Consider the following 21,836-nt stretch of genomic DNA (forward strand, 5'->3'; position numbering starts at 1 on the left):
TCCTCTGTCTTCATTTATTAAATTCTATGATACGTATCATATACGTCTTGTGTTTTTAATTTACGTAATTTTGCCACTTCTTTAATGGCGGCTTTTGGTTTTAATCCTCTTTCAATTAGTATATCGACATGTGTGTTTATATCCATATCAAATTCTTCAACTGAATCGTCAATATATCCTTCTATTACTATAACAAATTCGCCCTTTAAAGGGATGTCTGACGCGAGCATTTCTTTAACGTTTTTAGCTGAGTCTGTCACCGTTTGTTCGAATTTTTTCGTGATTTCTCGAGAGATTGAAACGACTCTATTTTCATCGAATTTATAAATATCGTCGATGAGTTGTTTTACACGATATGGCGACTCATATAAGACGGATGTTTTATCGTGAGTTAGAATTTCTTCTAACTTTTCTTTCCGTTTCTTATTAGATTTTGGTAAAAATCCGAAGTATGTGAATTCAAATGATTCGATACCAGATAATACAATTGCTTGCTGAAATGCACTCGCTGCTGGAATCACTGTATATTTTAAATCTTCCTGTTGCATACTTTTAACAAGTTCATATCCTGGATCAGATATAATTGGCATCCCAGCATCACTCACAAGTGCGAACACCGTGCCGTCTTTCATCTTTTCTATTATATCTTTTGTCGCTGTCTCTTTGTTAAAATCGTGATAACTTTTTAATGGTGTATCGATATCAAAATGATTTAATAATTTGATCGTCATTCGCGTATCTTCCGCTAAAATAACATCGACGTTTTTTAGAGTATCAATTTGTCTAAAACTCGCATCTTCTAAGTTACCAATCGGTGTCCCTACAATGTATAAATTCATCGTTTCACCTCAGACATTAAAGCTTCTTTTTGTACACGCGTGAATTGTTTAATCTCATATTCTCGTTTTAACGCTTCACTTTTCGTGTTAAAACACTCTGTATATTTTAAAGTGACTGGACGTCTTGCGCGTGTGTATTTCGCACCTTTACCACTATTATGTACGTCGATACGTGCATCGACGTCGATTGCATATCCCGTGTAATACGTGCCGTCACTACATTGTGCGATATAGATATGATGTTTACCCATAATATATCTCTTCCACTTCTTTTGTGTATGTGCCATTTTCATCGTAAATATAAAGTGGCGGTAACACTTTTACGAGCGCGGTACTATTAAATATCGATTCAACGAGCACAAAGTGTGCGGTCTCATTCGTTCGTTTACTATAAACAAATTGTAGTTTTGATACTGTAAAATTATGTTCATGTAATAATGAGATAATTTCATGCACACGTTCTGCACGGTGTACCATATAAAATTTACCTTTATTGTTAATGAGGTAACGTGCTGCTTTAATAATCCCTTTTAAATCAATTAAAACTTCACTGCGTGCGATTTCGTGATGCGTCAAACTATGCGTCGGTTGATTGTTTTTAAAGTACGGTGGATTTACTGTAATTAAATCAAACACTGAGTGGTTGTACTTTAATTTTACATCATTTAAATCGAGGTGCTCAATCTCTATCTGTGTGCTTTTATCGTTTAATGCTATTGAACGCTTAGCCATATCGACAAGTCTTTCCTGGACTTCGATTCCGGTAATTGGCTTTTTCGTTTTATAAGATAAAAGCAACGGAATAATCCCATTTCCTGTACAAAAATCTGCGATTGTTTTAACACGCTTTGTAACGTGGACAAAGTTTGCAAGTAATAACGCATCAATAGAAAAGCTAAACGTTTCTTCACTTTGAATGATTTGCATATTCTCACGATATAACTCATCTAAACGTTCGTTTTCTTTTAACATAAATCATATCTCCCCATAAAATAAAAGCAGCTAAACGCTGCTTTTATAAGTCTCGAGTTAAAATTTCTTGGCAGAAGAGACATTTTTCACCGTGACGATGTGTCCCAAACGATACGTTACAGACGTGAAAACCTTCATCGTACATACTTTGTAACGTATTGCTTTTAAATGATTCGCGTTCTGGCTTCTCTTTATCCGCCGTTGTCTCTATTAACAATTGTTTAAAGTTGTTATTTTCCATTTCTAAACGAACATTTTCTTCTAACAGCTTTACTGTTCGTGTCTTTAACTCATCGAATTCAGCATTCATCGTTTCAAGGTGTTTTTCCATTTTGAGAATATGATCAAATAGCTCATCTCGCATTACTACACCTCATTTGCTTCTAATTCGTCTAAACTAAATTCGTAAATATAGTTATCTTTATTTTTCGTGCGGATTTGTAGTTCTAATATATTTAAACCGATAACCTCAACTTTACCTTTCGGTGTGTAGATAAACTCACCGACATCTGGCAACCTTTTACGCGCAGATTCGTAATGATCATTCTCGTAACTTAAACAGCACATTAAACGACCACACGCTCCAGATATTTTAACTGGCGTGAGTGATAAGTCTTGGTTTTTCGCCATTTGTATTGACACCGGTTCAAAGCTACCTAAATAAGTCGAACAACAGTGACTATAGCCACATGGGCCTACGCCACCAAGATAACGCGCTTTTTCTCGTAGACCGACTTGTCTTAACTCGATACGCGTTTTAAATTCTTGAGCAAGAATACGTACGAGCGATCTAAAATCGACACGTTCATCCGCCGTAAAGAAAAATATAAGTTTTTCTTTATCTAATGAATACTTCGACGTAATTAAATGCATACCAAGTTTTTCATCTTTAACAGCGTCTCTACAAAACTGTAATGCCGCTTCTGCATCTCTATCATTTAGTGCATCATTTTCAAAGTCTTCGTCTGTCGCTAGACGGATAAAACGACCGTCTGGCTCGACGATGTTTTCCTCTGTGACGTTTATATTTTCTTGAAGGACTTTGTGTAAAAACTTACCGTGTCTCGTCTCTGCGACGATGATGTCATCATATTTTAGTTGTTCCCCGTTTTTTACTTCAATAAATACTATTTCGTTATATTTTAAAAGTGTTGCTTTTACTACTGTCAGCATAACACGCTCAACCTTTCGAGCTAATAATCATGCTCTCCAAAACGAGCATATTGTTTACATTGAAGTTCAGCATTTTATTTGCTTCTTCTATCTTTTCTAAGTTTCTTGTCAATTGAATCACATTGACTAAGTTTGTTAGTTCAATGTTAAATAGTTTCGACTGCTCAATTTGTAATACGTCATACATTGCTTCACGCATCATACCATCTAATAACGTTAACACTAAGAAATAATCTTTACGTTCTTTACATAGTTCTACGAGAGACGTCAAACGGATTAACGCGCGTGCGTCTTTTTTCAGCCACAGTTCAGCTACTTTCTTTGATTCCGTTACAATTTTTGAAAATCGATCTTCAAGTTCAATGATGTGATGATAATCAAGTCCATACTGACTGACGATTTGCTGTAGCCCATGAGAAAGATGAGATAACTCTTCGATTGTTTCATCTTGTCTTCTCGGTATATACATATACTGACTTCTTGATAGTGTCGTCGGTAAAATATTACTCTTATCTGTTGTAAGCAATATCGCAATTGTATTTTTTGGTGGTTCTTCTAAAAACTTTAACAGACTATTTTCTGCTTGAACTGTTAGCTTTTCAAACGATTCAATAATATAAACTTTAAAGTTTGATTGAACCGGCTTTTGACTCATTTGGTACATGACGTCTTGAACGTCTTCTTTTTTAATTGTCGCTCTATCTGTTTGTAGATAATAAAAATCTGGATGATTCAGCGATTCAACCATTGTTTTGCTGCGCGTATCATCTGAAAGAATTTTCGTTGCGAATTCCATAGATACAGATTTTAACGTCTCTAAAGAATCACTTTCAAATAAGTACGTATGACTGAGCTTATTATTTTCGATGATTTTATTTAACGTATGAGAAATATCGACCATACTTAAAATCTTTCAAATTGTTCAATCGGTAGGACGAATACTGTCGCTCCGCCTACTTCTACTTCTACTGGATACGGAATATATGAATCCGCGTTGCCACCCATCGGAGTTACTGGTGCAACTGTTTGTTCGCGGTTTCCGCATGTGTCATCGATAACGTTTAATAACTCATCGACGCGCTCATCTTGAACACCACAAAGGAATGTCGTGTTACCTGAACGTAAAAAGCCCCCTGTTGAAGCGAGTTTCGTGTTTCTAAAATTATTTTTCGTTAATTTATCTGAAAGTCTTTGACTATCGTGATCTTGAACGATCGCAATTACCATTTTCATGACTATTCACCTCTAGATTTTATAAATTGTGTGATTGCATCAATCGTATCGTGTAATACAGCGTCTATGTCTTGATTCGCATCAATCGTTTTAATGCGCTCCGGATACTGTTCTGATAACTTATTATATCCCATAACTACACGTTCATGAAAGTCTATCTCTTCGTTGTCTAGACGGTTATGTTCAACGTCATTATCTTTTTTACGTAACAACCCAATTTTTGGATCGAGTTTTAAGTAAATCGTTAAATCTGGCATATGTGTATCGATCGCAAATTTGTTAATTTGAAATATCGGATCAAATCCTAACCCTCTTGCGTAACCTTGATATGCCAAACTACTATCTATAAATCGATCGCATAATACAATTTTACCATGATTTAATGCAGGAAGTATCTTTTCAACTAAATGAACACGTCTACTCGCTGCAAATAGTAGTGCTTCTGTATGTCCATCCATATGATACGTTTCTTCTAACAATAAGTCTCGTATCGACTCGCTTAACGGAATACCCCCTGGTTCACGCGTGACAAGCGTTTCATGATGTTTTAAAAGATAATCGTTCACACCTTGTATTATCGTTGATTTTCCGGACCCTTCTGGCCCTTCAAACGTAATGAAGATACCCATGTTATACCTCTATATTATAATACTCTAAGTTTTTCCTTAGTCCTTCTATTTTAACATTTTTCTTAACAAATTCATCCAATCGATTAATATCAATCACTTCACCTGCTAATATTAACGGAACGCCTGGCGGATACGGCGTGATTGTTTCAACTGCACGTTTACCGTGGAGTTCAGAAATATCGATTGTTATTTCATCTAACTCCTTAACTGTTAAATTCCTAAGCGCTTCTAATAATTGTTCAAACGGATATCGGTCGTTATCATGCCATAACGGTAAGCACCAAAGCACCCCGCGCTCACTCACCATTTCGCTATAGATGTGAACGTCTCTTAAACTTTTTTCTAAATCGTACGGTGAAAACCCTTCTATACTGAGTACAAGTTTGGCTGGGTCGTCGACAGTTTCAACCACAATATTATTTTGTTTTAAATGTTCGATGAGTTCAGCACGTTTTTCAAAAAATATTTCATCATTATAACTATTATAAAAATGAAGCGCACTCTCTATTGACGCCATCACTAGATAGTTCGGCGATGACGTTTCAATTATATTAATATAGTGCATCATACGATCATGAATTGATTTATCTTTAACAAACGTGACTGAAGCGCCAGTTAAACTCGGCAACATTTTATGATACGACTGAATCACGACATCGGCGTCACTATCGATAAGTGAAGATGGAAAGTTTTCTGTCATACTAAAATGTGCACCGTGCGCTTCATCGACAATAACGTAACCTCCACGCTGTTTAACATCAGTAATCGTATCTTTAACATCTAACACGTCACCATAATAAGTCGGAGACGTAATAACGACGACGTCTCCTTTTTTAATGTGACTCAAACGAAATTCTAGAGGTGTTTTATCGAGCAACGAAAGCCCATTATATAAAGATTTATGAGCGTCATCAATATAGAAAAAATTATTATTTTGATGATTTAATGCGTGTATCGATGCTAACATCCCTGTCGTAGAACCATTTACAACGAGTTGTGCGTATCTATTATACGGACTACCTAGTGTATCGTTTAATTCTTTTAGTACGTCTTCAGGTTCATGTAAATTATCTAATCCTGGAACTTCCGTTAAATCATAATCGATTTTAATGTCAGATAAAAAACCAATCGTATTATTTTTATGGCCAGGAACGTGCATTGAAATACCGCTGCTTACTTTTTTTAATGCATCTTGTAATTTCATTTAATTACCTCTAATCAATTAAGCCTTCTTCTCTTAATAACTCCATCGCAACTTCTTTTTCAGTTTTACCGTCGATGTCGACACGTTTATTTAATTCACGCATTCTGTCGTCATCGATCTTTCCTGCAAATGAATTTAAAATATCTCTAAGCTCTGGATGTTTTTTAAGAAGTTCTTTGTTTACGACAGGTGCCGCGTAATATGGTGGGAATAGATTTTTATCGTCTTCTATTACCTTTAAATCAAACGCCTCGATTCGCGCGTCTGTTGCGTATACGTCTGCAACATCGATGTTATTCGTACGAAGAGACTCATAAACGATTCCTGAATCTAACGTTTCAACTTGTTTAAATTCTAAACTATAAAGTTCTTGTAGACCAATGAACCCGTCACTACGTTCTTGAAACTCTGCCGATCCACCAAATCTTAAGCCTCTAGAGACTTTACGTAAATCAGACAGTGTTTCAATACCGTTTTTTTCTACATCATCTTTTCGCATTGCGACCGCATACGTATTGTTGAACCCAATTATATCGAGCCACTCAGAATTCATATCTTCTTCATAGCGCTGTTTAACGTGTTCGTACACTTCTTCAGGCGTCTCGTATTCAAAGTCGTCTTCTTTTAAAATGTCAACAAGTGCTGTCCCTGTATATTCAACGTACATATCGTATTGTCCGTTATTCATACCTTCGACTAAGTTTGAAGTCCCGGTAATGTATGACTCTTTACGAACCTTTATATCTGTATTTCTTTCAATCAGTTCTTTATATGCATAGACTAAAATTTCTTGTTCGGTATCGGCTTTACCACTAATGACCATATCGTCAGAAGAGAATATTGTTTTTACAACTCCAAAACTCATAATAACTAATAAAACACCGATGATACTAAAGAACGCAACTTTACTGAATATACTTCCCTTTTTTCTACCTGGTGCTGAATAATTCTCAACATATTTTAGTAACAGATCAAATAATAACGCAATGACTGCTGCTGGGATCGCTCCCGCTAAAATAAGCCCTGTGTTATTTGTTGAAAGTCCTCTAAATATAAAATCACCAAGACCACCTGCACCTATTAAACCTGCTAAAGTCGCAACGCCGACGACGAGTACAGTTGCTGTTCGAATACCACCCATAATGACACGTGTCGCAAGTGGAATCTCGACGATAAAGAGCTGCTGCATATTCGTCATACCCATACCAACACCTGCACGGATTGTGGATTGATTCACGTTTTCGATGCCGATATACGTATTTCTAAGAATCGGTAATAGCCCATAAATTGTTAAAGCAACAATCGCTGGCCATTTCCCAGTACCCATAATCGGCACCATGAATACGAGTAACGCAAGACTCGGAATCGTTTGAAATATCGATGCAACCCCAATAATTGGACCCGCAAGTTTTGGCGTACGTGTGAGTAATATGCCAGTTGGCACTGCAATCACAATCGCTATTAATAGAGAGAGCATCGATATTTCAATATGTTGCTGAATTAAATTTAAAAGCTCAGACAATCTCGTCGTTAAAACATTGTAAAATTCACTCCACATACGCTTCACCACGCTTACTGTCAGTGCTTAACATACTAAATAACTTTTGTATATCCAAGACACCGGTATAGTTATTCATTTCATCTACAACAATATGTAGCTTCCCTTTAGTTGCACTGATTATATTCATTGCCGTATTAAAGTCTGTATTTTCATTAAGCACAACTACATCTTCCAATTCGAAATCATCTTCTAGTAATCGGAAAAGATCATACGCATAATAGTTACCTTCAATTTTGACTGGAATTTTACTTATGCGTTGTTGTTTCATGATCGAAATTAATTTATCTTTAGATTCATCTAAAGCTTTTGGATAGCTTTTATTAGTAAAATCTTTTACTTTAAAATGCTCCATTATATATTTTCGTTGACGCTCTTCGCCAATGAATTTTTGTATAAATGTATTATTCGGATTAAAAATTAATTGTTCAGGTGTACCAATTTGCTCAATTTTACCATCATTCATTACAGCGATACGGTCTGCTATTTTTAACGCCTCATCCATATCGTGAGTAACGAATACAATTGTTTTCTTAATTGTCTCTTGTAAGTGAATTAATTCGTCCTGTAATTCACTTCTTGTGACAGGATCTAAAGCAGAGAACGCCTCATCCATTAATATAATGTTAGGGTCTGAATATAACGCACGAATAACGCCGATACGTTGTTGCTGACCCCCGGATAACTCTTCAGGATAACGCTCTTTAAAACTCTCATCCATATTCACTAATCTTAATAACTCATCAATACGATTTTCATCTTTCTTTTCACCTTTTAAACGATTGACAAGACTAATGTTTTCACTAATTGTCATATGAGGCATCAGTCCAACGTCTTGAATAACATAACCAATTGAACGTCTCAATTCGACTTTATTGATGTCTTTGATGTTTTTATCATCTATATATATGTCGCCTTCTGTCATTTCTGTTAAACGGTTAATCATTTCCATCGTTGTCGTCTTTCCGCTACCAGATGGACCAATGATAACAAATAACTCATTTGACTCTATATCAAAATTTATATGATCAACGGCTAAAAAATCGCAATATGCTTTTGTTACATTTCTAAATGAGATCATAGTAACCTCCTGTGGCTTTTTTCTAAAGGTATACGGTTCATTATAGATATTCTATAAGGCAAATTCAAAAGAAGGGGCTAGTAGTGATAAAGAATGAAGAAATAAATTAATTGTCAAATAAATAAAAAGATATTAACGCAAAGACATTTTGTATAAACAAGCTTCTATTATTTTAATAAAAACAGAGCTTGCGTAAAAAGGGAAAGCAATACGTTGACACAAATGCAGTAATTGTTAACATAACGAAGTACTATTTAACGCAAATCGATTTATCGTCAAATAACTAAAAGCTGAAGATAATCGACCACTGTATATAACTTATATTTTATAAAATATAAAAGAACACAAAAAAGGAGACCCTATAGGGTCTCCAATGAGTGCCTAGCGACGTCCTACTCTAGCACGGGTCAACCGAACTACCATCGGCGCTGGAGAGCTTAACTTCTGTGTTCGGCATGGGAACAGGTGTGGCCTCTCCGCCATCGTCACTAGACATACACTCAAAACCAAATAGAAGCAATTCGTAGTTACACGCTTGAATCATATTGAATAAGTCATCGATGAATTAGTATTTGTCCGCTGAGTATGTCACCATACTTACACGCCAAACCTATCAACCAGATCGTCTCTCTGGCATCTATAGGGAAATCTCATCTTGAGGGGGGCTTCATACTTAGATGCTTTCAGTATTTATCCCGTCCATACGTAGCTACCCAGCTATGCCGTTGGCACGACAACTGGTACACCAGTGGTATGTCCATCCCGGTCCTCTCGTACTAAGGACAGCGCCTCTCAAATTTCCTACGCCCACGACGGATAGGGACCGAACTGTCTCACGACGTTCTGAACCCAGCTCGCGTACCGCTTTAATGGGCGAACAGCCCAACCCTTGGAACCGACTACAGCTCCAGGATGCGATGAGCCGACATCGAGGTGCCAAACCTCCCCGTCGATGTGAACTCTTGGGGGAGATAAGCCTGTTATCCCCGGGGTAGCTTTTATCCGTTGAGCGATGGCCCTTCCATGCGGAACCACCGGATCACTAAGTCCGTCTTTCGACCCTGCTCGACTTGTTGGTCTCACAGTCAAGCTCCCTTATACCTTTACACTCTTTGAATGATTTCCAACCATTCTGAGGGAACCTTTGAGCGCCTCCGTTACATTTTAGGAGGCGACCGCCCCAGTCAAACTGTCCACCTGACACTGTCTCCGTACCGGATCACGGTACCGGGTTAGAACCGCAAGTACACCAGGGTGGTATCCCACCAGCGTCTCCACATACACTGACGTGCATGCTTCTTAAACTCCCACCTATCCTGTACAGGTGTACTCGAGATTCAATATCAAGCTACAGTAAAGCTCCACGGGGTCTTTCCGTCCTGTCGCGGGTATCCAGCATCTTCACTGGAACTATGATTTCACCGAGCCTCTCGTTGAGACAGTGCCCAAATCGTTACGCCTTTCGTGCGGGTCAGAACTTACCTGACAAGGAATTTCGCTACCTTAGGACCGTTATAGTTACGGCCGCCGTTTACTGGGGCTTCGATTTGTACCTTCGCTTACGCTAAGCACGCCTCTTAACCTTCCAGCACCGGGCAGGCGTCAGCCCCTATACGTCACCTTTCGGTTTGGCAGAGACCTATGTTTTTGATAAACAGTCGCTTGGGCCTATTCACTGCGGCTCATTTTCATGAGCACCCCTTCTCCCGAAGTTACGGGGTCATTTTGCCGAGTTCCTTAACGAGAGTTCGCTCGCTCACCTTAGAATTCTCTTCCCAACTACCTGTGTCGGTTTGCGGTACGGGCAGTATAACACTCGCTAGCGGGTTTTCTTGGCAGTGTGAATATCGATCTTCGGGCTTCGCCCTCCGCATCATGACTTACCTTACACTCATACCGGATTTGCCTGGTATGACAGCTTGTCACTTGCACGCACTCTTCCAGTCGTGCGATTCGATTCTCCTCCTGCGTCACCACTTCACTCATTCATGTTACACCGGTACAGGAATTTCTACCTGTTGTCCATCGCCTACGCTGTTTGCCTCGGCTTAGGTCCCGACTTACCCAGAGCGGACGAGCCTTCCTCTGGAAACCTTAGTCGTTCGGTGGACGGGATTCTCACCCGTCTTGCGCTACTCACACCGGCATTCTCACTTCTATACGCTCCACTTTCCCTCTCGGTTTGGCTTCGCTGCATATAGAACGCTCTCCTACCATCCTTGCGGATCCACAGTTTCGGTAATATGTTTAGCCCCGGTACATTTTCGGCGCAGCGTCACTCGACTAGTGAGCTATTACGCACTCTTTAAATGATGGCTGCTTCTAAGCCAACATCCTAGTTGTCTGTGCAACGCCACATCCTTTTCCACTTAACATATATTTGGGGACCTTAACTGGTGGTCTGGGCTGTTTCCCTTTCGACAATGGACCTTATCACCCACTGTCTGACTCCCATACATCTCATCTATGGCATTCGGAGTTTGTCTGAACTCGGTAACCCGGGATGGGCCCCTTATCCAAACAGTGCTCTACCTCCACGATGATAATATGAGGCTATACCTAAATATATTTCGGAGAGAACCAGCTATCTCCAGGTTCGATTGGAATTTCACCCCTACCCACAACTCATCCGGTCATTTTTTAACATAAGTCGGTTCGGTCCTCCATCCAGTGTTACCTGGACTTCAACCTGGTCATGGGTAGATCACCTGGTTTCGGGTCTACACACACATACTACTCGCCCATTTCAGACTCGCTTTCGCTTCGGCTCCACATTCGCTGCTTAACCTTGCATGTATGCGTAACTCGCCGGTTCATTATACAAAAGGCACGCCATCACCCTTATAGGGCTCTGACTACTTGTAGGCACACGGTTTCAGGTTCTATTTCACTCCCCTCCCGGGGTGCTTTTCACCTTTCCCTCACGGTACTGGTTCACTATCGGTCACCAAGGAGTATTTAGCCTTAGGAGATGGTCCTCCCAGATTCCGACGGAATTCCTCGTGTTCCGCCGTACTCAGGATACTTCTAGCGTCCGCTCGCTTGTCGTGTACGGGACTGTTACCCTCTATGGTCATTCTTTCCATAATCTTCCACTAAACTTGCTTCTCGCATCTCGAAGTCCTACAACCCCAGTTTAAACTGGTTTGGGCTCTTCCCACTTCGCTCGCCGCTACTACGGGAATCGTGTTTACTTTCTCTTCCTCTGGGTACTAAGATGTTTCAGTTCCCCAGGTCTACCTCTACCATCACTACTTAATTCGTAATGGAGTGACATTAAAAATGCCGGGTTCCCCCATTCGGAAATCTTCGGATCACAGCTTACTTACAGCTCCCCAAAGCATATCGGTGTTTGTTCCGTCCTTCTTCGGCTCTTGGTGCCAAGGCATCCACCGTGCGCCCTTCACTACTTAATCGTAATGAATTTGTGAGAGAGTATCTCTACTCTATCGCGCGTGTATTTTTGAACTTTTTCGTTCTCGGTTTCTACGCTTGAAATCATATATTAATATATAATCTGTTGCTTCTATTTGGTTTTCAATGTACGTCTTTAGAGTGATTACACTCAAAACTGAATACAATATGTCATCTTTCCGTTCCATTTCCTTAGAAAGGAGGTGATCCAGCCGCACCTTCCGATACGGCTACCTTGTTACGACTTCACCCCAATCATCAGTCCCACCTTCGACGGCTCCCTCCTAATGGTTAGGCCACCGGCTTCAGGTGTTACCAACTTTCGTGGTGTGACGGGCGGTGTGTACAAGACCCGGGAACGTATTCACCGTGGCATTCTGATCCACGATTACTAGCGATTCCAGCTTCATGGAGTCGAGTTGCAGACTCCAATCCGAACTGAGAACAGTTTTATGGGATTCGCTTGACCTCACGGTTTCGCTGCCCTTTGTTCCTGCCCATTGTAGCACGTGTGTAGCCCAAATCATAAGGGGCATGATGATTTGACGTCATCCCCACCTTCCTCCGGTTTGTCACCGGCAGTCACTCTAAAGTGCCCAACTCAATGATGGCAACTAAAGTTAAGGGTTGCGCTCGTTGCGGGACTTAACCCAACATCTCACGACACGAGCTGACGACAACCATGCACCACCTGTCTCTCTGTCCCAAAGGGAAAATCATGTCTCCATGACGGTCAGAGGATGTCAAGATTTGGTAAGGTTCTTCGCGTTGCTTCGAATTAAACCACATGCTCCACCGCTTGTGCGGGTCCCCGTCAATTCCTTTGAGTTTCAGCCTTGCGGCCGTACTCCCCAGGCGGAGTGCTTAATGCGTTTGCTGCAGCACTAAGGGGCGGAAACCCCCTAACACTTAGCACTCATCGTTTACGGCGTGGACTACCAGGGTATCTAATCCTGTTTGATCCCCACGCTTTCGCACATCAGCGTCAGTTACAGACCAGAGAGCCGCCTTCGCCACTGGTGTTCCTCCATATCTCTGCGCATTTCACCGCTACACATGGAATTCCACTCTCCTCTTCTGCACTCAAGCGATACAGTTTCCAATGACCTTCCCCGGTTGAGCCGAGGGCTTTCACATCAGACTTATTTCGCCGCCTACGCGCGCTTTACGCCCAATAATTCCGGATAACGCTTGCCACCTACGTATTACCGCGGCTGCTGGCACGTAGTTAGCCGTGGCTTTCTGGTTAAGTACCGTCACACAGTAAGCAGTGACTCTTACTGTCGTTCTTCCTTAACAACAGTGCTTTACGATCCGAAGACCTTCTTCGCACACGCGGCGTTGCTCCGTCAGGCTTTCGCCCATTGCGGAAGATTCCCTACTGCTGCCTCCCGTAGGAGTCTGGACCGTGTCTCAGTTCCAGTGTGGCCGATCACCCTCTCAGGTCGGCTACGCATCGTCGCCTTGGTAAGCCGTTACCTCACCAACTAGCTAATGCGCCGCAGGCCCATCCTTAAGTGATAGATAAATCCACCTTTTAACTCCTAAACTTATGTTTAAAAGTGTTATCCGGTATTAGCTACGGTTTCCCGTAGTTATCCCAGTCTTAAGGGCAGGTTGCCCACGTGTTACTCACCCGTCCGCCGCTCGACTCTTAAAGTGAACCCGAAGGTTCGGTATAAGAAGTCGCGCTCGACTTGCATGTATTAGGCACGCCGCCAGCGTTCATCCTGAGCCAGGATCAAACTCTCCATAATAGTTAGAGTTTTCTAGCTCTTTTAAATTGCGTTTTATACTAGTCGCTCTAGTTTCGTTACCTTTATATAGTAACTTCTTTTATCGGAATTAACGTTGACATATTGTCATTCAGTTTTCAATGTTCATTTGTCGCGCTTTTGAAAAGAGCAATATCTACTATAGCACGTTCGTTTTTAAAACGCAACTATTAAATTCAAATTTATAACTTTTTGTTTTCGATTTGAATTTCTTTGTTGTGATTGCTCACAAGATAGTACTATACATCGTCTATATTTTAAATGCAAGTGTTTTTTAAAAAATAATTTAAAAAGTTGAGTAGAACGATTTCTACTCAACTATATTTAGATTTCTGTTCTATATTCTATCGCTCTCGAAAGAGTGACTTCATCGGCATATTCTAAATCTCCACCGATAGATAACCCTTGTGCGAGGCGCGTCGTTTTTATACCGATCGGTTTAACAAGACGTGTAATGTACATCGCGGTCGTTTCGCCTTCAATATTTGGATTCGTTGCGAGTATTAACTCTTTAACGTTTTCGTCTTTTAATCGTTCGATTAAACTCGGAACATTAATATCCTCTGGACCAATACCATCCATCGGTGAAATAGCACCGTGTAGCACGTGGTATAGTCCGTTATATTCACGCATTTTCTCCATTGCAATGACATCTTTTGTATCTTGAACGACACATATCATCGAGCGATCACGGTTTTTATCCGAGCATATATAGCATGGATCTTCGTCCGTAATATGACCACATACTGTACAATATTGAAGTTCTCGTTTGACGTCCATCAAACTTTTAGAGAAATCCACAACGTCTGTCTCTTTCATGTTTAGAACATAGAACGCGAGACGTTGTGCTGTTTTTGGACCGATACCTGGCAATTTCATAAAACTATCAATAAGTTTTGATATTGGTTCTGGATAATACATATTACATCAGTCCTGGGATGTTTAGTCCTTTAGTATGTTGACCAAGTTTCTCAGAAACGAGTTCATCCGCTTTATTTAATGCGTCGTTTGTCGCAGCTGTAATTAAATCTTGTAGCATTTCGATATCTTCTGGATCGACAACTTCCTCGTCAATCACTACATCTAAAATTTCTTTATGACCTGACACTGTTACTTTTACCATTCCACCGCCAGCGCTACCTTCGATTTTTTCTTCTTTTAACTTTTGTTGTTCTTCTTCCATTTTCTTTTGCATTTTCTGCATTTGTTTCATCATATTTTGCATGTTACCCATTCCGCCACGCATTTATAAAACCTCCAATAATATATTTACTGTACTTATTTTAATCGGACTGACCTTTTATTTCAACGATACTGCTATCGAACAGTTCTTTTGCTTTGTCAGAAGACTTGTCTTCCTTCATAGCTTCTTTTCTAGATTCTTTAAAATTATTAACATATTTCAGTCGAACGTCTTTCCAATCGTCCTTTGGTACTCCGACTACTTTTACTTTCTTTCCTATAATAGGATGGATAAGTCGCTCTAATTCTTCAGTTTTATTACTATCGTTGTTTATGAGTTCAGAATGCACCTCATTTTCGAACTGAATGAGCACTTTCGTTTCACTGGCAGTAAGAGGTTCTGAGTCTTTAATGAGTGCACGCAGTGAGTTTTGCCCCTGTGCTTCAACGTTCTGTATAATATTTGCCCATTCTCTTTTAATTTTATTTGTATCTTCATGATTAGCTTTATCGAGTACTTCTTTAATTTTTTCGAAAGAATATGGTTTGTTTCGTGGAATTTTTCTCTCTGGAATCTGTCTCACTGGGGCACCATTTTGAAGTGCCGCTTCAAGTGCATTCACTTTTCTTTTTAACGCTTCAATTTCTCCATTATTAGATGAATGAGATTGGTTGTTTACTCCATTATCTTTCTTCAGAACTTCGATCATTTTAACAATGACCACTTCAAGATGAACAGACACATTGACACTAAAACGCATCATGACCATCGCATCATTTAAAATATCAATCATTTGATAAAGTTTCGAATCATCCACTGTGTTTAGTGCGTATTTGTCATCATCATATAGTATCGTATCTCTTAAATAATAGACGAGTTCATGGACAAGACGAATCGGATCTTTACCCTCATCTATAAATTGATGATATTTCATAAACGCTTCTCTAGTTTCGAGATTTAAAATGAGTTGCATAAATTCATTTAACTCATCAAATTTAATACCACCAGTAATCATTACTGCGTCATCTAATGTAACTTTATTACCACTATATGCAATCACTTGGTCGAGAATCGATAACGAATCTCGCATTCCACCTTCAGCTGAACGAGCGATATAAGCGAGAGCATCTTCTTCGTACTCTACATTTTCAGCATCAGAGACATACTTTAACCGTTCAATAATCTCTTCAGTTTCTATCGCTTTAAAATCAAAACGTTGCGTTCTAGAAATAATCGTCGCTGGGATTTTATGCGGTTCAGTCGTTGCAAGGATAAAAATCGCATGATTCGGTGGCTCTTCGAGCGTCTTTAAAAGCGCGTTAAAAGCACCTGTCGTTAACATATGAACTTCATCTATAATATACACTTTGTATTTCGCTTCGTTCGGTGCATATTTTACCTTCTCACGAATATTACGAATCTCGTCTACACCATTATTAGATGCTGCGTCGATTTCAATGACGTCGTTCGAGCTACCTTCTGTAATACTTTTACAAATCGCACAATCATTACACGGTTCTCCACCGTGATTGTTCGGACAATTCACTGCCTTAGCAAAAATTTTAGCAATCGACGTTTTACCCGTCCCACGTGGACCATTAAAAAGATACGCATGAGATTCTTTGTTACGTTCGATCGCATTTTTTAACGTTTGCGTTATGTGCTTTTGACCGACTACATCGCCAAAACTTTGCGGTCTAAACGCACGATATAGTGCTTGATATCCCAAATTTCCGCACCTACTTCTTTAACAAATATTACTCTAATTATACCATACGTCGACTCAGAATTTTTACTGATTAAGAACAACAAAAAAGCAGAACTCAAGGAATTCCCTCAGTTCTGCTTTCTTATAATAAAAAACCGTGCACCACTTTGTCGAATATCAAACACAAGCGTTACTCACGCATTCGACTCAACCTCGGCTGCCCTACGGCACATAGAATGGGCCACTTAATGCTGCTTCCTTCCGGACCTGACATGGTTCATGACGTTCTATTGCATAGGACCGAAGTCTCAACATCGACGTACGTGAGGCAGACCTCACATCTGATTCCTCGAAAGTGGGATTCGGTCTTGCTAGAGCGGATTGCAAGTACAGGGCACCGCTAATTCCCCACTTAGCACGGTAAAATTAATATTAGCAAAAAATAATATCATTGACAACCGTTATTTCTTTTTACGAAGGAAAAGCGCCACTAAGCCTGCGAGCGTTAATAACACAACACCTACAACCGCAAAGATAAGTGCCTTTGAAGCCTCTTTAATTTGAGGATCATTCTTTTGAATTTCTTCCTCTACAACTTCACTCTCGTCTGCGCTGTCATCTTTAATATCGATATCAATATTTACTTTGTTTTTATTTTCAATTTCAACATCGACAGACTCATTTACCGCTTTTCCATTCACTTCTACAACTTTTACAGTATGCGTCCCTGGTTGAAGTTCTTGAGCGACATAGCGCCCATTAGGATCCGTTTCAATCACTCTGTTACCCACTTCAACTTTCGCCTGAACAGGTTTGTCATTTAGTGTCACTCGTCCGCTAATCGAATAGCTCTCTTGATTGACAGCGACGACAACCGATTCCCTAGACGCCCCTTGTTGAACAGGCGTCTCTACTGGCGGAGTAACCTCTTGTTGTGGTTGTTGATTTTGTCCATCATTCGGATTTTGATTCCCATCAGTTCCAGGTGTTTGAAACGAGTCTCCTGGATTATTGTTTCCGTCATAATTCCCTGGATTATTTCCTGGATTATTGTTCTCATCATAATTTCCCGGGTGATTATTTTCATTGTAATCTCCCGGATTTTGATTGTTTAAGTTTCCGTCATTTTCATCTGCATAGGCAGGTGTTGAAATGAGTAACCCACCTAGAAGTATCGCAATCGATTTTTTCATTGTAATTCTCCTTCAACACTTCTTTTCGTATTCGTTTATTAACAACATTATAACATGAATAAGCGTTTGTCCGATGGTTATTTCATTTATCCTGCTCTTGATTGTCTCTTTAATGTTGAATAATATAAATAATGAATAAACAATAAAGGATGAAATATATGAGCGAACTTAAAACGAAAGGCTATAAGCGCTACGATTATATGAAAGAACTATATTATGAAGGCATTGAAAAAGACTTTGAAATTCTTCGTGACTATTTCCGTAACGACTTACCTGAAGATGACTATGCGAAAGGATTAAACCGTTATAGACGTTATTCACGTGCACTCGTATTACCAACGAGTCAACAAATCGAATGGCTACCAAACATTCAAAAAGACGGTAAAGAATATGCAGCTTACTTCCAAGGTAAATTTAACCCAGAACACCCGGGTGATTACCGTGAATTCGCAGCAATTGATGATCATATTTTAAACAATACACTGCTTCAAAAAATCATTATGGCAGATTATAATGAGACGTTTTGGAATGAAGAAGATCTTATCATGCCAATCCACGTCGGTGTACATTTTGTAAAACTTCGCGTTGAACATGAAGACGACGTCGCGGTTTCATCACCAAACTCGTTACATCAAGACGGTGAGCCTTTTACATTTGCACACCTGATTGAAAGAAGAAACGTTGAAGGTGGAACGAATGCGATCGGAATCCCGGAAGTGCGTCATAAACTTCCAGAAGAAACAACAGACGGTGAACTACACGAAGTATTTGAAATTACAGAGCCGTTAGAATCATATGGGGTCGCAGACCACATGGTCAGCCATTACGTTAGTCCAATCACGCGTGGTGAGAAGGATGAAGAGGGTCTAAGATCGGTCCTTCTTATCGATTATCAACTGACAGTTGTCGCTGAAATGGAAGAATAAATATACTTCTTTTTAATAAATATTAAGTTTTACGCATATAAAACGTTTCCATGATATAATAATTAAAAACAGATAAAGGAGATAGGTCTATGACGATTCAAGATTTTGTAATTGACTTTGCATTTGCATCTATCCTCGTCTTAATTGGACAGTTCCTCAGATCTAACTTAAAAGTATTCCAAAAGTTCTTCATACCTGCGAGTGTACTCGCTGGATTTTTAGGGCTAATATTTGGTCCAAACGGGCTTGGTTGGATACCATTTTCTGAGGCAATGGGTGGTTATGCTGGACTTTTAATCATTTTAGTATTCGTAGTCGTTGGAGTTAACGGTTTTGAATTTAAACGCGGGTCCGGTGAAGAATCACAACTTAAACGTATTCTCGGATATCAAATATTTAAAATTATCGTGTGGGCACTACAAATTTTCGTACCACTCGTATTTACAATTTTCGTTCTAAAGAAAATTTGGCCAGGGCTAAACGATGGCTTTGGAATGTTACTTCACTCTGGATTTTACGGTGGACACGGAACAGCGGCAGCTGTCGGTTCAACGTTTGCAGATTTAGGGTTTGAAGATGCACAAGATATTGCGATCACATTCGCGACGTTCGGTATTTTAACAGGTATATTCGGAGGAATTTTTTTAATCAACATCGCAGCACGTAAAGGTCAGACAGCTTATATGAAAGACTTTAAGTTCATAGATGGAGATATGAAAACTGGACTGATTTCATTCCAAAACAGACGTCCATTCGGTCAGCAAACAATCTCATCTGTTTCGTTAGATACACTAACATATCACGGTGCATTTATCATCGCATTAACAGGGATGACAATCGTACTTAACAGATGGCTTGCAGAGCATGTATTAGCTGGAATTCCTGACTTTACGCTCGGATTCATCTTAGCGCTTATATTCTTCTTACTAATGAGAAATACACCAGTATATGATTACATCGACAAAGATGTGAATACGAGAATTTCTGGTTCCGCAACAGATTACCTCGTTGTTTTCGGTATAGCTTCAGTTAAACTAGATGTCGTTATGTCTTATGCTGGACCGATTATTTTATCACTTATCGTCGGTTGGTTACTTGTGTTCATTATCATTTGGCCACTCGGTAAGGCATACAGTAAAAATGATTGGTTCGAACGCTCAATTTTCGTATACGGTTATTTAACAGGAGTATTCGCAATCGGATTTGTATTATACAGAATTGTCGATCCTGACAACATCTCTGAAACAATTGAAGATACAGCGATGACACCAGCCACGAACATTGCCGAAATTGTCGTGTGGTCACTGTTCCCAGCACTACTAATTAGTGGGCAGTGGCTCATTGCAGCAGCAATTCCATTTGTAATTCTTATCGGAAGTGTTATCGCAACAAAAGTTACAGGCACATGGGTCTTTAACGTACCAGATAGCGAACGAAACGTATTAAAAAATCAAATGAAATAACAAAACATCCACGTCTATCAAATGATAAACGTGGATTTTTCTATTACCAACCAATATCGTCAAGTGGAATGAACTACTCACCTAAAGTTGGACACTAAGATCCAACATTATATTTTTAATAAATTAAGCTAAGTTTCTACTTTTCTTTTTGTATCTCTAATTGATAATCATCGTTCGCTTCATTAATAATATTAGTTTTAAGTAAAAAAATAGTTACAATTAATGTTAAAACCCCAGCAAATATATTGACTACAAAATATAACTCCAAGTCATAGAGCAAACCAAATATGAAAAAGCCTATTGGCATTGTCATCATAGAGAAGACAGAAATTAAAGAAAATACTCTCCCTTTCATAGAATCATCAATAGTTGTTTGATAGTAACTCATGATAGGTGTATTAACAAATTGAACAGTTAAAGTAATTAATATAAATAATAATGAAATCAAAATAGTATTTCCTATATCACTTAACTCTAAATATATTGGTAAAGGTAACAGAGCAATAATAATCGCAAATAATATGCTAAATATTTTAGCAATCGACAAAGGCTTTTCAAAAACTTTCACCGTACTAATAATCATGCCACCTAAAATAGTACCTACAGATGATAATGCCGCATAACAAAATCCTACTAAAGTTGAATTAAGTTCTAAAATATTGATTAGCATCTTAGCAGGCAATATACTAATTGTTGTCGTAACAAAGTTTATAAAGAATAAATAGACTATAATCATTTTAAGGATGCTACTCTCTTTAATATATTGAATTCCACCCGAAACATCTTTGAAGAATTGTTTTATACTCGAAATTTCTTCGTTTTTTTCCTCAATCTGATTCTGTTGTTTAAATTTTAAATTAAAGTCAAAACTTAATGCGATGATATTAAATACAATAAAAATCATAATCATTATTTCAAATGAAAAAATTCCAATTAAAGCACCTGCTATAATGGGTCCTAAAAGTGATGCAGATTCTGTTAGTATAGACGAGTATCCATATACTTTTTGAACTTTATCAACATTAAATAATGCAGTAATCGCTGACTGAAAAGCATTCCCAACAAAAGATCCTGTAATCGTCAGTAGTGCCGTAGTAATATACAAAGCGACTAAATTAAATCCAAAATAGTATGTATAGACTAATAATCCTATTAATATAAGAGGATCAAGTGCTTCACCCAGGATAATTATACTTTTCTTGTTTCTAGAATCTGATATCACACCTGCTACTGGTAAGAATAATAGTGATATAAGAGTAAAAATTATTAAGTTAATAGACGAATATATAGCGGAACCAGTGTAATACATAATGTAAAACGATACTGCAAATGTATAAGTGTTACTACCAAAAGCAAGAAATGCGCGACTGAGTAAATATAAAATTAAGTTTTTATTCCAAAAACCTTCTTTAGTCATTATTTCACTCCCTTTAATCAAAATAACTGTCTATAAATACATAGTAATTACAATCATTATTATTAAAT

General features: G+C 38.9%; 18 protein-coding genes, 3 rRNA genes and 1 other RNA gene. 2 read left to right on the forward strand and 20 right to left on the reverse strand.

The window, feature by feature from the left end; translation table 11 throughout:
• Nucleotides 1–17: 17 nt before the first annotated feature.
• From rsmI to CJ229_RS05895, 19 genes are all read right to left on the reverse strand, one after another.
• Entirely contained in the window at nucleotides 18–839 is an 822-nt protein-coding gene (gene rsmI, locus CJ229_RS05805) for a 16S rRNA (cytidine(1402)-2'-O)-methyltransferase (RefSeq protein ID WP_070458289.1), read from the reverse strand.
• Nucleotides 836–1,090, reverse strand: a complete 255-nt coding sequence (locus tag CJ229_RS05810; RefSeq protein ID WP_068128670.1) for a GIY-YIG nuclease family protein — start codon at nucleotides 1,088–1,090, stop codon at nucleotides 836–838. The genes rsmI and CJ229_RS05810 overlap by 4 nt, the downstream gene beginning before the upstream one ends.
• Nucleotides 1,083–1,811: a tRNA1(Val) (adenine(37)-N6)-methyltransferase gene (locus CJ229_RS05815; protein WP_070623056.1), complete on the reverse strand. Its 729-nt coding sequence runs from the start codon at nucleotides 1,809–1,811 to the stop codon at nucleotides 1,083–1,085. Before CJ229_RS05815 ends, CJ229_RS05810 begins: the two co-directional genes overlap by 8 nt.
• A gap of 43 nt (nucleotides 1,812–1,854) precedes the next feature.
• Nucleotides 1,855–2,175 (reverse strand): initiation-control protein YabA, encoded by a 321-nt coding sequence (locus tag CJ229_RS05820; RefSeq protein WP_040928164.1) that lies wholly within the window; start codon nucleotides 2,173–2,175, stop codon nucleotides 1,855–1,857.
• Nucleotides 2,176–2,177: 2 nt separating this feature from the next.
• The gene (locus CJ229_RS05825; RefSeq protein ID WP_070623053.1) at nucleotides 2,178–2,984 is read right to left on the reverse strand and encodes a PSP1 domain-containing protein; all 807 of its coding nucleotides are present in this window, start codon (nucleotides 2,982–2,984) and stop codon (nucleotides 2,178–2,180) included.
• 7 nt (nucleotides 2,985–2,991) lie between these two features.
• Complete coding sequence (locus CJ229_RS05830; RefSeq protein WP_068128675.1) at nucleotides 2,992–3,885, reverse strand: hypothetical protein; 894 nt, start codon at nucleotides 3,883–3,885, stop codon at nucleotides 2,992–2,994.
• 2 nt (nucleotides 3,886–3,887) lie between these two features.
• Nucleotides 3,888–4,217 carry a cyclic-di-AMP receptor gene (locus CJ229_RS05835; RefSeq protein WP_040928162.1) on the reverse strand — a complete coding sequence of 110 codons (330 nt, stop codon included), beginning with the start codon at nucleotides 4,215–4,217 and terminating at the stop codon, nucleotides 3,888–3,890.
• A gap of 2 nt (nucleotides 4,218–4,219) precedes the next feature.
• Entirely contained in the window at nucleotides 4,220–4,846 is a 627-nt protein-coding gene (gene tmk / locus CJ229_RS05840; protein WP_068128679.1) for a dTMP kinase, read from the reverse strand.
• A gap of 1 nt (nucleotide 4,847) precedes the next feature.
• Nucleotides 4,848–6,050: an Orn/Lys/Arg family decarboxylase gene (locus CJ229_RS05845; protein WP_102167871.1), complete on the reverse strand. Its 1,203-nt coding sequence runs from the start codon at nucleotides 6,048–6,050 to the stop codon at nucleotides 4,848–4,850.
• A 10-nt stretch (nucleotides 6,051–6,060) separates the two neighbouring features.
• Nucleotides 6,061–7,608 carry a glycine betaine ABC transporter substrate-binding protein gene (locus CJ229_RS05850; RefSeq protein WP_317846529.1) on the reverse strand — a complete coding sequence of 516 codons (1,548 nt, stop codon included), beginning with the start codon at nucleotides 7,606–7,608 and terminating at the stop codon, nucleotides 6,061–6,063.
• Complete coding sequence (locus tag CJ229_RS05855; protein WP_102167869.1) at nucleotides 7,598–8,689, reverse strand: betaine/proline/choline family ABC transporter ATP-binding protein; 1,092 nt, start codon at nucleotides 8,687–8,689, stop codon at nucleotides 7,598–7,600. The genes CJ229_RS05850 and CJ229_RS05855 overlap by 11 nt, the downstream gene beginning before the upstream one ends.
• A 379-nt stretch (nucleotides 8,690–9,068) precedes the next feature.
• Nucleotides 9,069–9,182 (reverse strand): 5S ribosomal RNA (gene rrf / locus CJ229_RS05860).
• A 52-nt stretch (nucleotides 9,183–9,234) separates the two neighbouring features.
• Nucleotides 9,235–12,105, reverse strand: a 23S ribosomal RNA gene (locus tag CJ229_RS05865).
• Between the two features lie 194 nt (nucleotides 12,106–12,299).
• A 16S ribosomal RNA gene (locus CJ229_RS05870) occupies nucleotides 12,300–13,860 on the reverse strand.
• The 16S, 23S and 5S rRNA genes sit together here, the layout of an rRNA operon.
• Nucleotides 13,861–14,202: 342 nt before the next feature.
• The gene (recR, locus tag CJ229_RS05875) at nucleotides 14,203–14,799 is read right to left on the reverse strand and encodes a recombination mediator RecR (RefSeq protein ID WP_102167019.1); all 597 of its coding nucleotides are present in this window, start codon (nucleotides 14,797–14,799) and stop codon (nucleotides 14,203–14,205) included.
• Between the two features lies 1 nt (nucleotide 14,800).
• Nucleotides 14,801–15,124: a YbaB/EbfC family nucleoid-associated protein gene (locus CJ229_RS05880; protein WP_068131140.1), complete on the reverse strand. Its 324-nt coding sequence runs from the start codon at nucleotides 15,122–15,124 to the stop codon at nucleotides 14,801–14,803.
• A 37-nt stretch (nucleotides 15,125–15,161) separates the two neighbouring features.
• Nucleotides 15,162–16,790 carry a DNA polymerase III subunit gamma/tau gene (dnaX, locus tag CJ229_RS05885; RefSeq protein ID WP_102167020.1) on the reverse strand — a complete coding sequence of 543 codons (1,629 nt, stop codon included), beginning with the start codon at nucleotides 16,788–16,790 and terminating at the stop codon, nucleotides 15,162–15,164.
• 134 nt (nucleotides 16,791–16,924) lie between these two features.
• An RNA gene (gene ffs / locus CJ229_RS05890) (signal recognition particle sRNA large type) lies at nucleotides 16,925–17,190 on the reverse strand.
• Between the two features lie 40 nt (nucleotides 17,191–17,230).
• Nucleotides 17,231–17,962: a carboxypeptidase-like regulatory domain-containing protein gene (locus CJ229_RS05895; RefSeq protein WP_102167021.1), complete on the reverse strand. Its 732-nt coding sequence runs from the start codon at nucleotides 17,960–17,962 to the stop codon at nucleotides 17,231–17,233.
• A gap of 158 nt (nucleotides 17,963–18,120) precedes the next feature.
• Between CJ229_RS05895 and CJ229_RS05900 the strand changes: the two genes are divergently transcribed.
• Together CJ229_RS05900 and CJ229_RS05905 are read left to right on the forward strand one after the other, a co-directional pair.
• On the forward strand, nucleotides 18,121–18,888 hold the full coding sequence (locus CJ229_RS05900) for a 2OG-Fe dioxygenase family protein (protein ID WP_084778916.1): 768 nt from the start codon (nucleotides 18,121–18,123) through the stop codon (nucleotides 18,886–18,888).
• Between the two features lie 89 nt (nucleotides 18,889–18,977).
• On the forward strand, nucleotides 18,978–20,351 hold the full coding sequence (locus CJ229_RS05905) for a sodium/glutamate symporter (RefSeq protein WP_102167022.1): 1,374 nt from the start codon (nucleotides 18,978–18,980) through the stop codon (nucleotides 20,349–20,351).
• A gap of 136 nt (nucleotides 20,352–20,487) precedes the next feature.
• Here the strand turns inward: CJ229_RS05905 and CJ229_RS05910 are convergent, their stop codons facing one another.
• Nucleotides 20,488–21,768, reverse strand: coding sequence for an MFS transporter (locus tag CJ229_RS05910; RefSeq protein WP_102167023.1), 1,281 nt, complete (start codon nucleotides 21,766–21,768; stop codon nucleotides 20,488–20,490).
• Between the last annotated feature and the right edge of the window lie 68 nt (nucleotides 21,769–21,836).

This window comes from Nosocomiicoccus massiliensis (assembly GCF_002871345.2).
Lineage (GTDB): Bacteria > Bacillota > Bacilli > Staphylococcales > Salinicoccaceae > Nosocomiicoccus > Nosocomiicoccus ampullae_A.

Excerpts from the sequence above, each read along its gene's own strand:
- rsmI (WP_070458289.1), bottom strand. The coding sequence starts at position 839 with ATGAATTTATACATTGTAGGGACACCGATTGGTAACTTAGAAGATGCG.
- CJ229_RS05810 (WP_068128670.1), bottom strand. The coding sequence starts at position 1,090 with ATGGGTAAACATCATATCTATATCGCACAATGTAGTGACGGCACGTAT.
- CJ229_RS05815 (WP_070623056.1), bottom strand. The coding sequence starts at position 1,811 with ATGTTAAAAGAAAACGAACGTTTAGATGAGTTATATCGTGAGAATATG.
- CJ229_RS05820 (WP_040928164.1), bottom strand. The coding sequence starts at position 2,175 with ATGCGAGATGAGCTATTTGATCATATTCTCAAAATGGAAAAACACCTT.
- CJ229_RS05825 (WP_070623053.1), bottom strand. The coding sequence starts at position 2,984 with ATGCTGACAGTAGTAAAAGCAACACTTTTAAAATATAACGAAATAGTA.
- CJ229_RS05830 (WP_068128675.1), bottom strand. The coding sequence starts at position 3,885 with ATGGTCGATATTTCTCATACGTTAAATAAAATCATCGAAAATAATAAG.
- CJ229_RS05835 (WP_040928162.1), bottom strand. The coding sequence starts at position 4,217 with ATGAAAATGGTAATTGCGATCGTTCAAGATCACGATAGTCAAAGACTT.
- tmk (WP_068128679.1), bottom strand. The coding sequence starts at position 4,846 with ATGGGTATCTTCATTACGTTTGAAGGGCCAGAAGGGTCCGGAAAATCA.
- CJ229_RS05845 (WP_102167871.1), bottom strand. The coding sequence starts at position 6,050 with ATGAAATTACAAGATGCATTAAAAAAAGTAAGCAGCGGTATTTCAATG.
- CJ229_RS05850 (WP_317846529.1), bottom strand. The coding sequence starts at position 7,608 with ATGTGGAGTGAATTTTACAATGTTTTAACGACGAGATTGTCTGAGCTT.
- CJ229_RS05855 (WP_102167869.1), bottom strand. The coding sequence starts at position 8,689 with ATGATCTCATTTAGAAATGTAACAAAAGCATATTGCGATTTTTTAGCC.
- recR (WP_102167019.1), bottom strand. The coding sequence starts at position 14,799 with ATGTATTATCCAGAACCAATATCAAAACTTATTGATAGTTTTATGAAA.
- CJ229_RS05880 (WP_068131140.1), bottom strand. The coding sequence starts at position 15,124 with ATGCGTGGCGGAATGGGTAACATGCAAAATATGATGAAACAAATGCAG.
- CJ229_RS05895 (WP_102167021.1), bottom strand. The coding sequence starts at position 17,962 with ATGAAAAAATCGATTGCGATACTTCTAGGTGGGTTACTCATTTCAACA.
- CJ229_RS05900 (WP_084778916.1), top strand. The coding sequence starts at position 18,121 with ATGAGCGAACTTAAAACGAAAGGCTATAAGCGCTACGATTATATGAAA.
- CJ229_RS05905 (WP_102167022.1), top strand. The coding sequence starts at position 18,978 with ATGACGATTCAAGATTTTGTAATTGACTTTGCATTTGCATCTATCCTC.
- CJ229_RS05910 (WP_102167023.1), bottom strand. The coding sequence starts at position 21,768 with ATGACTAAAGAAGGTTTTTGGAATAAAAACTTAATTTTATATTTACTC.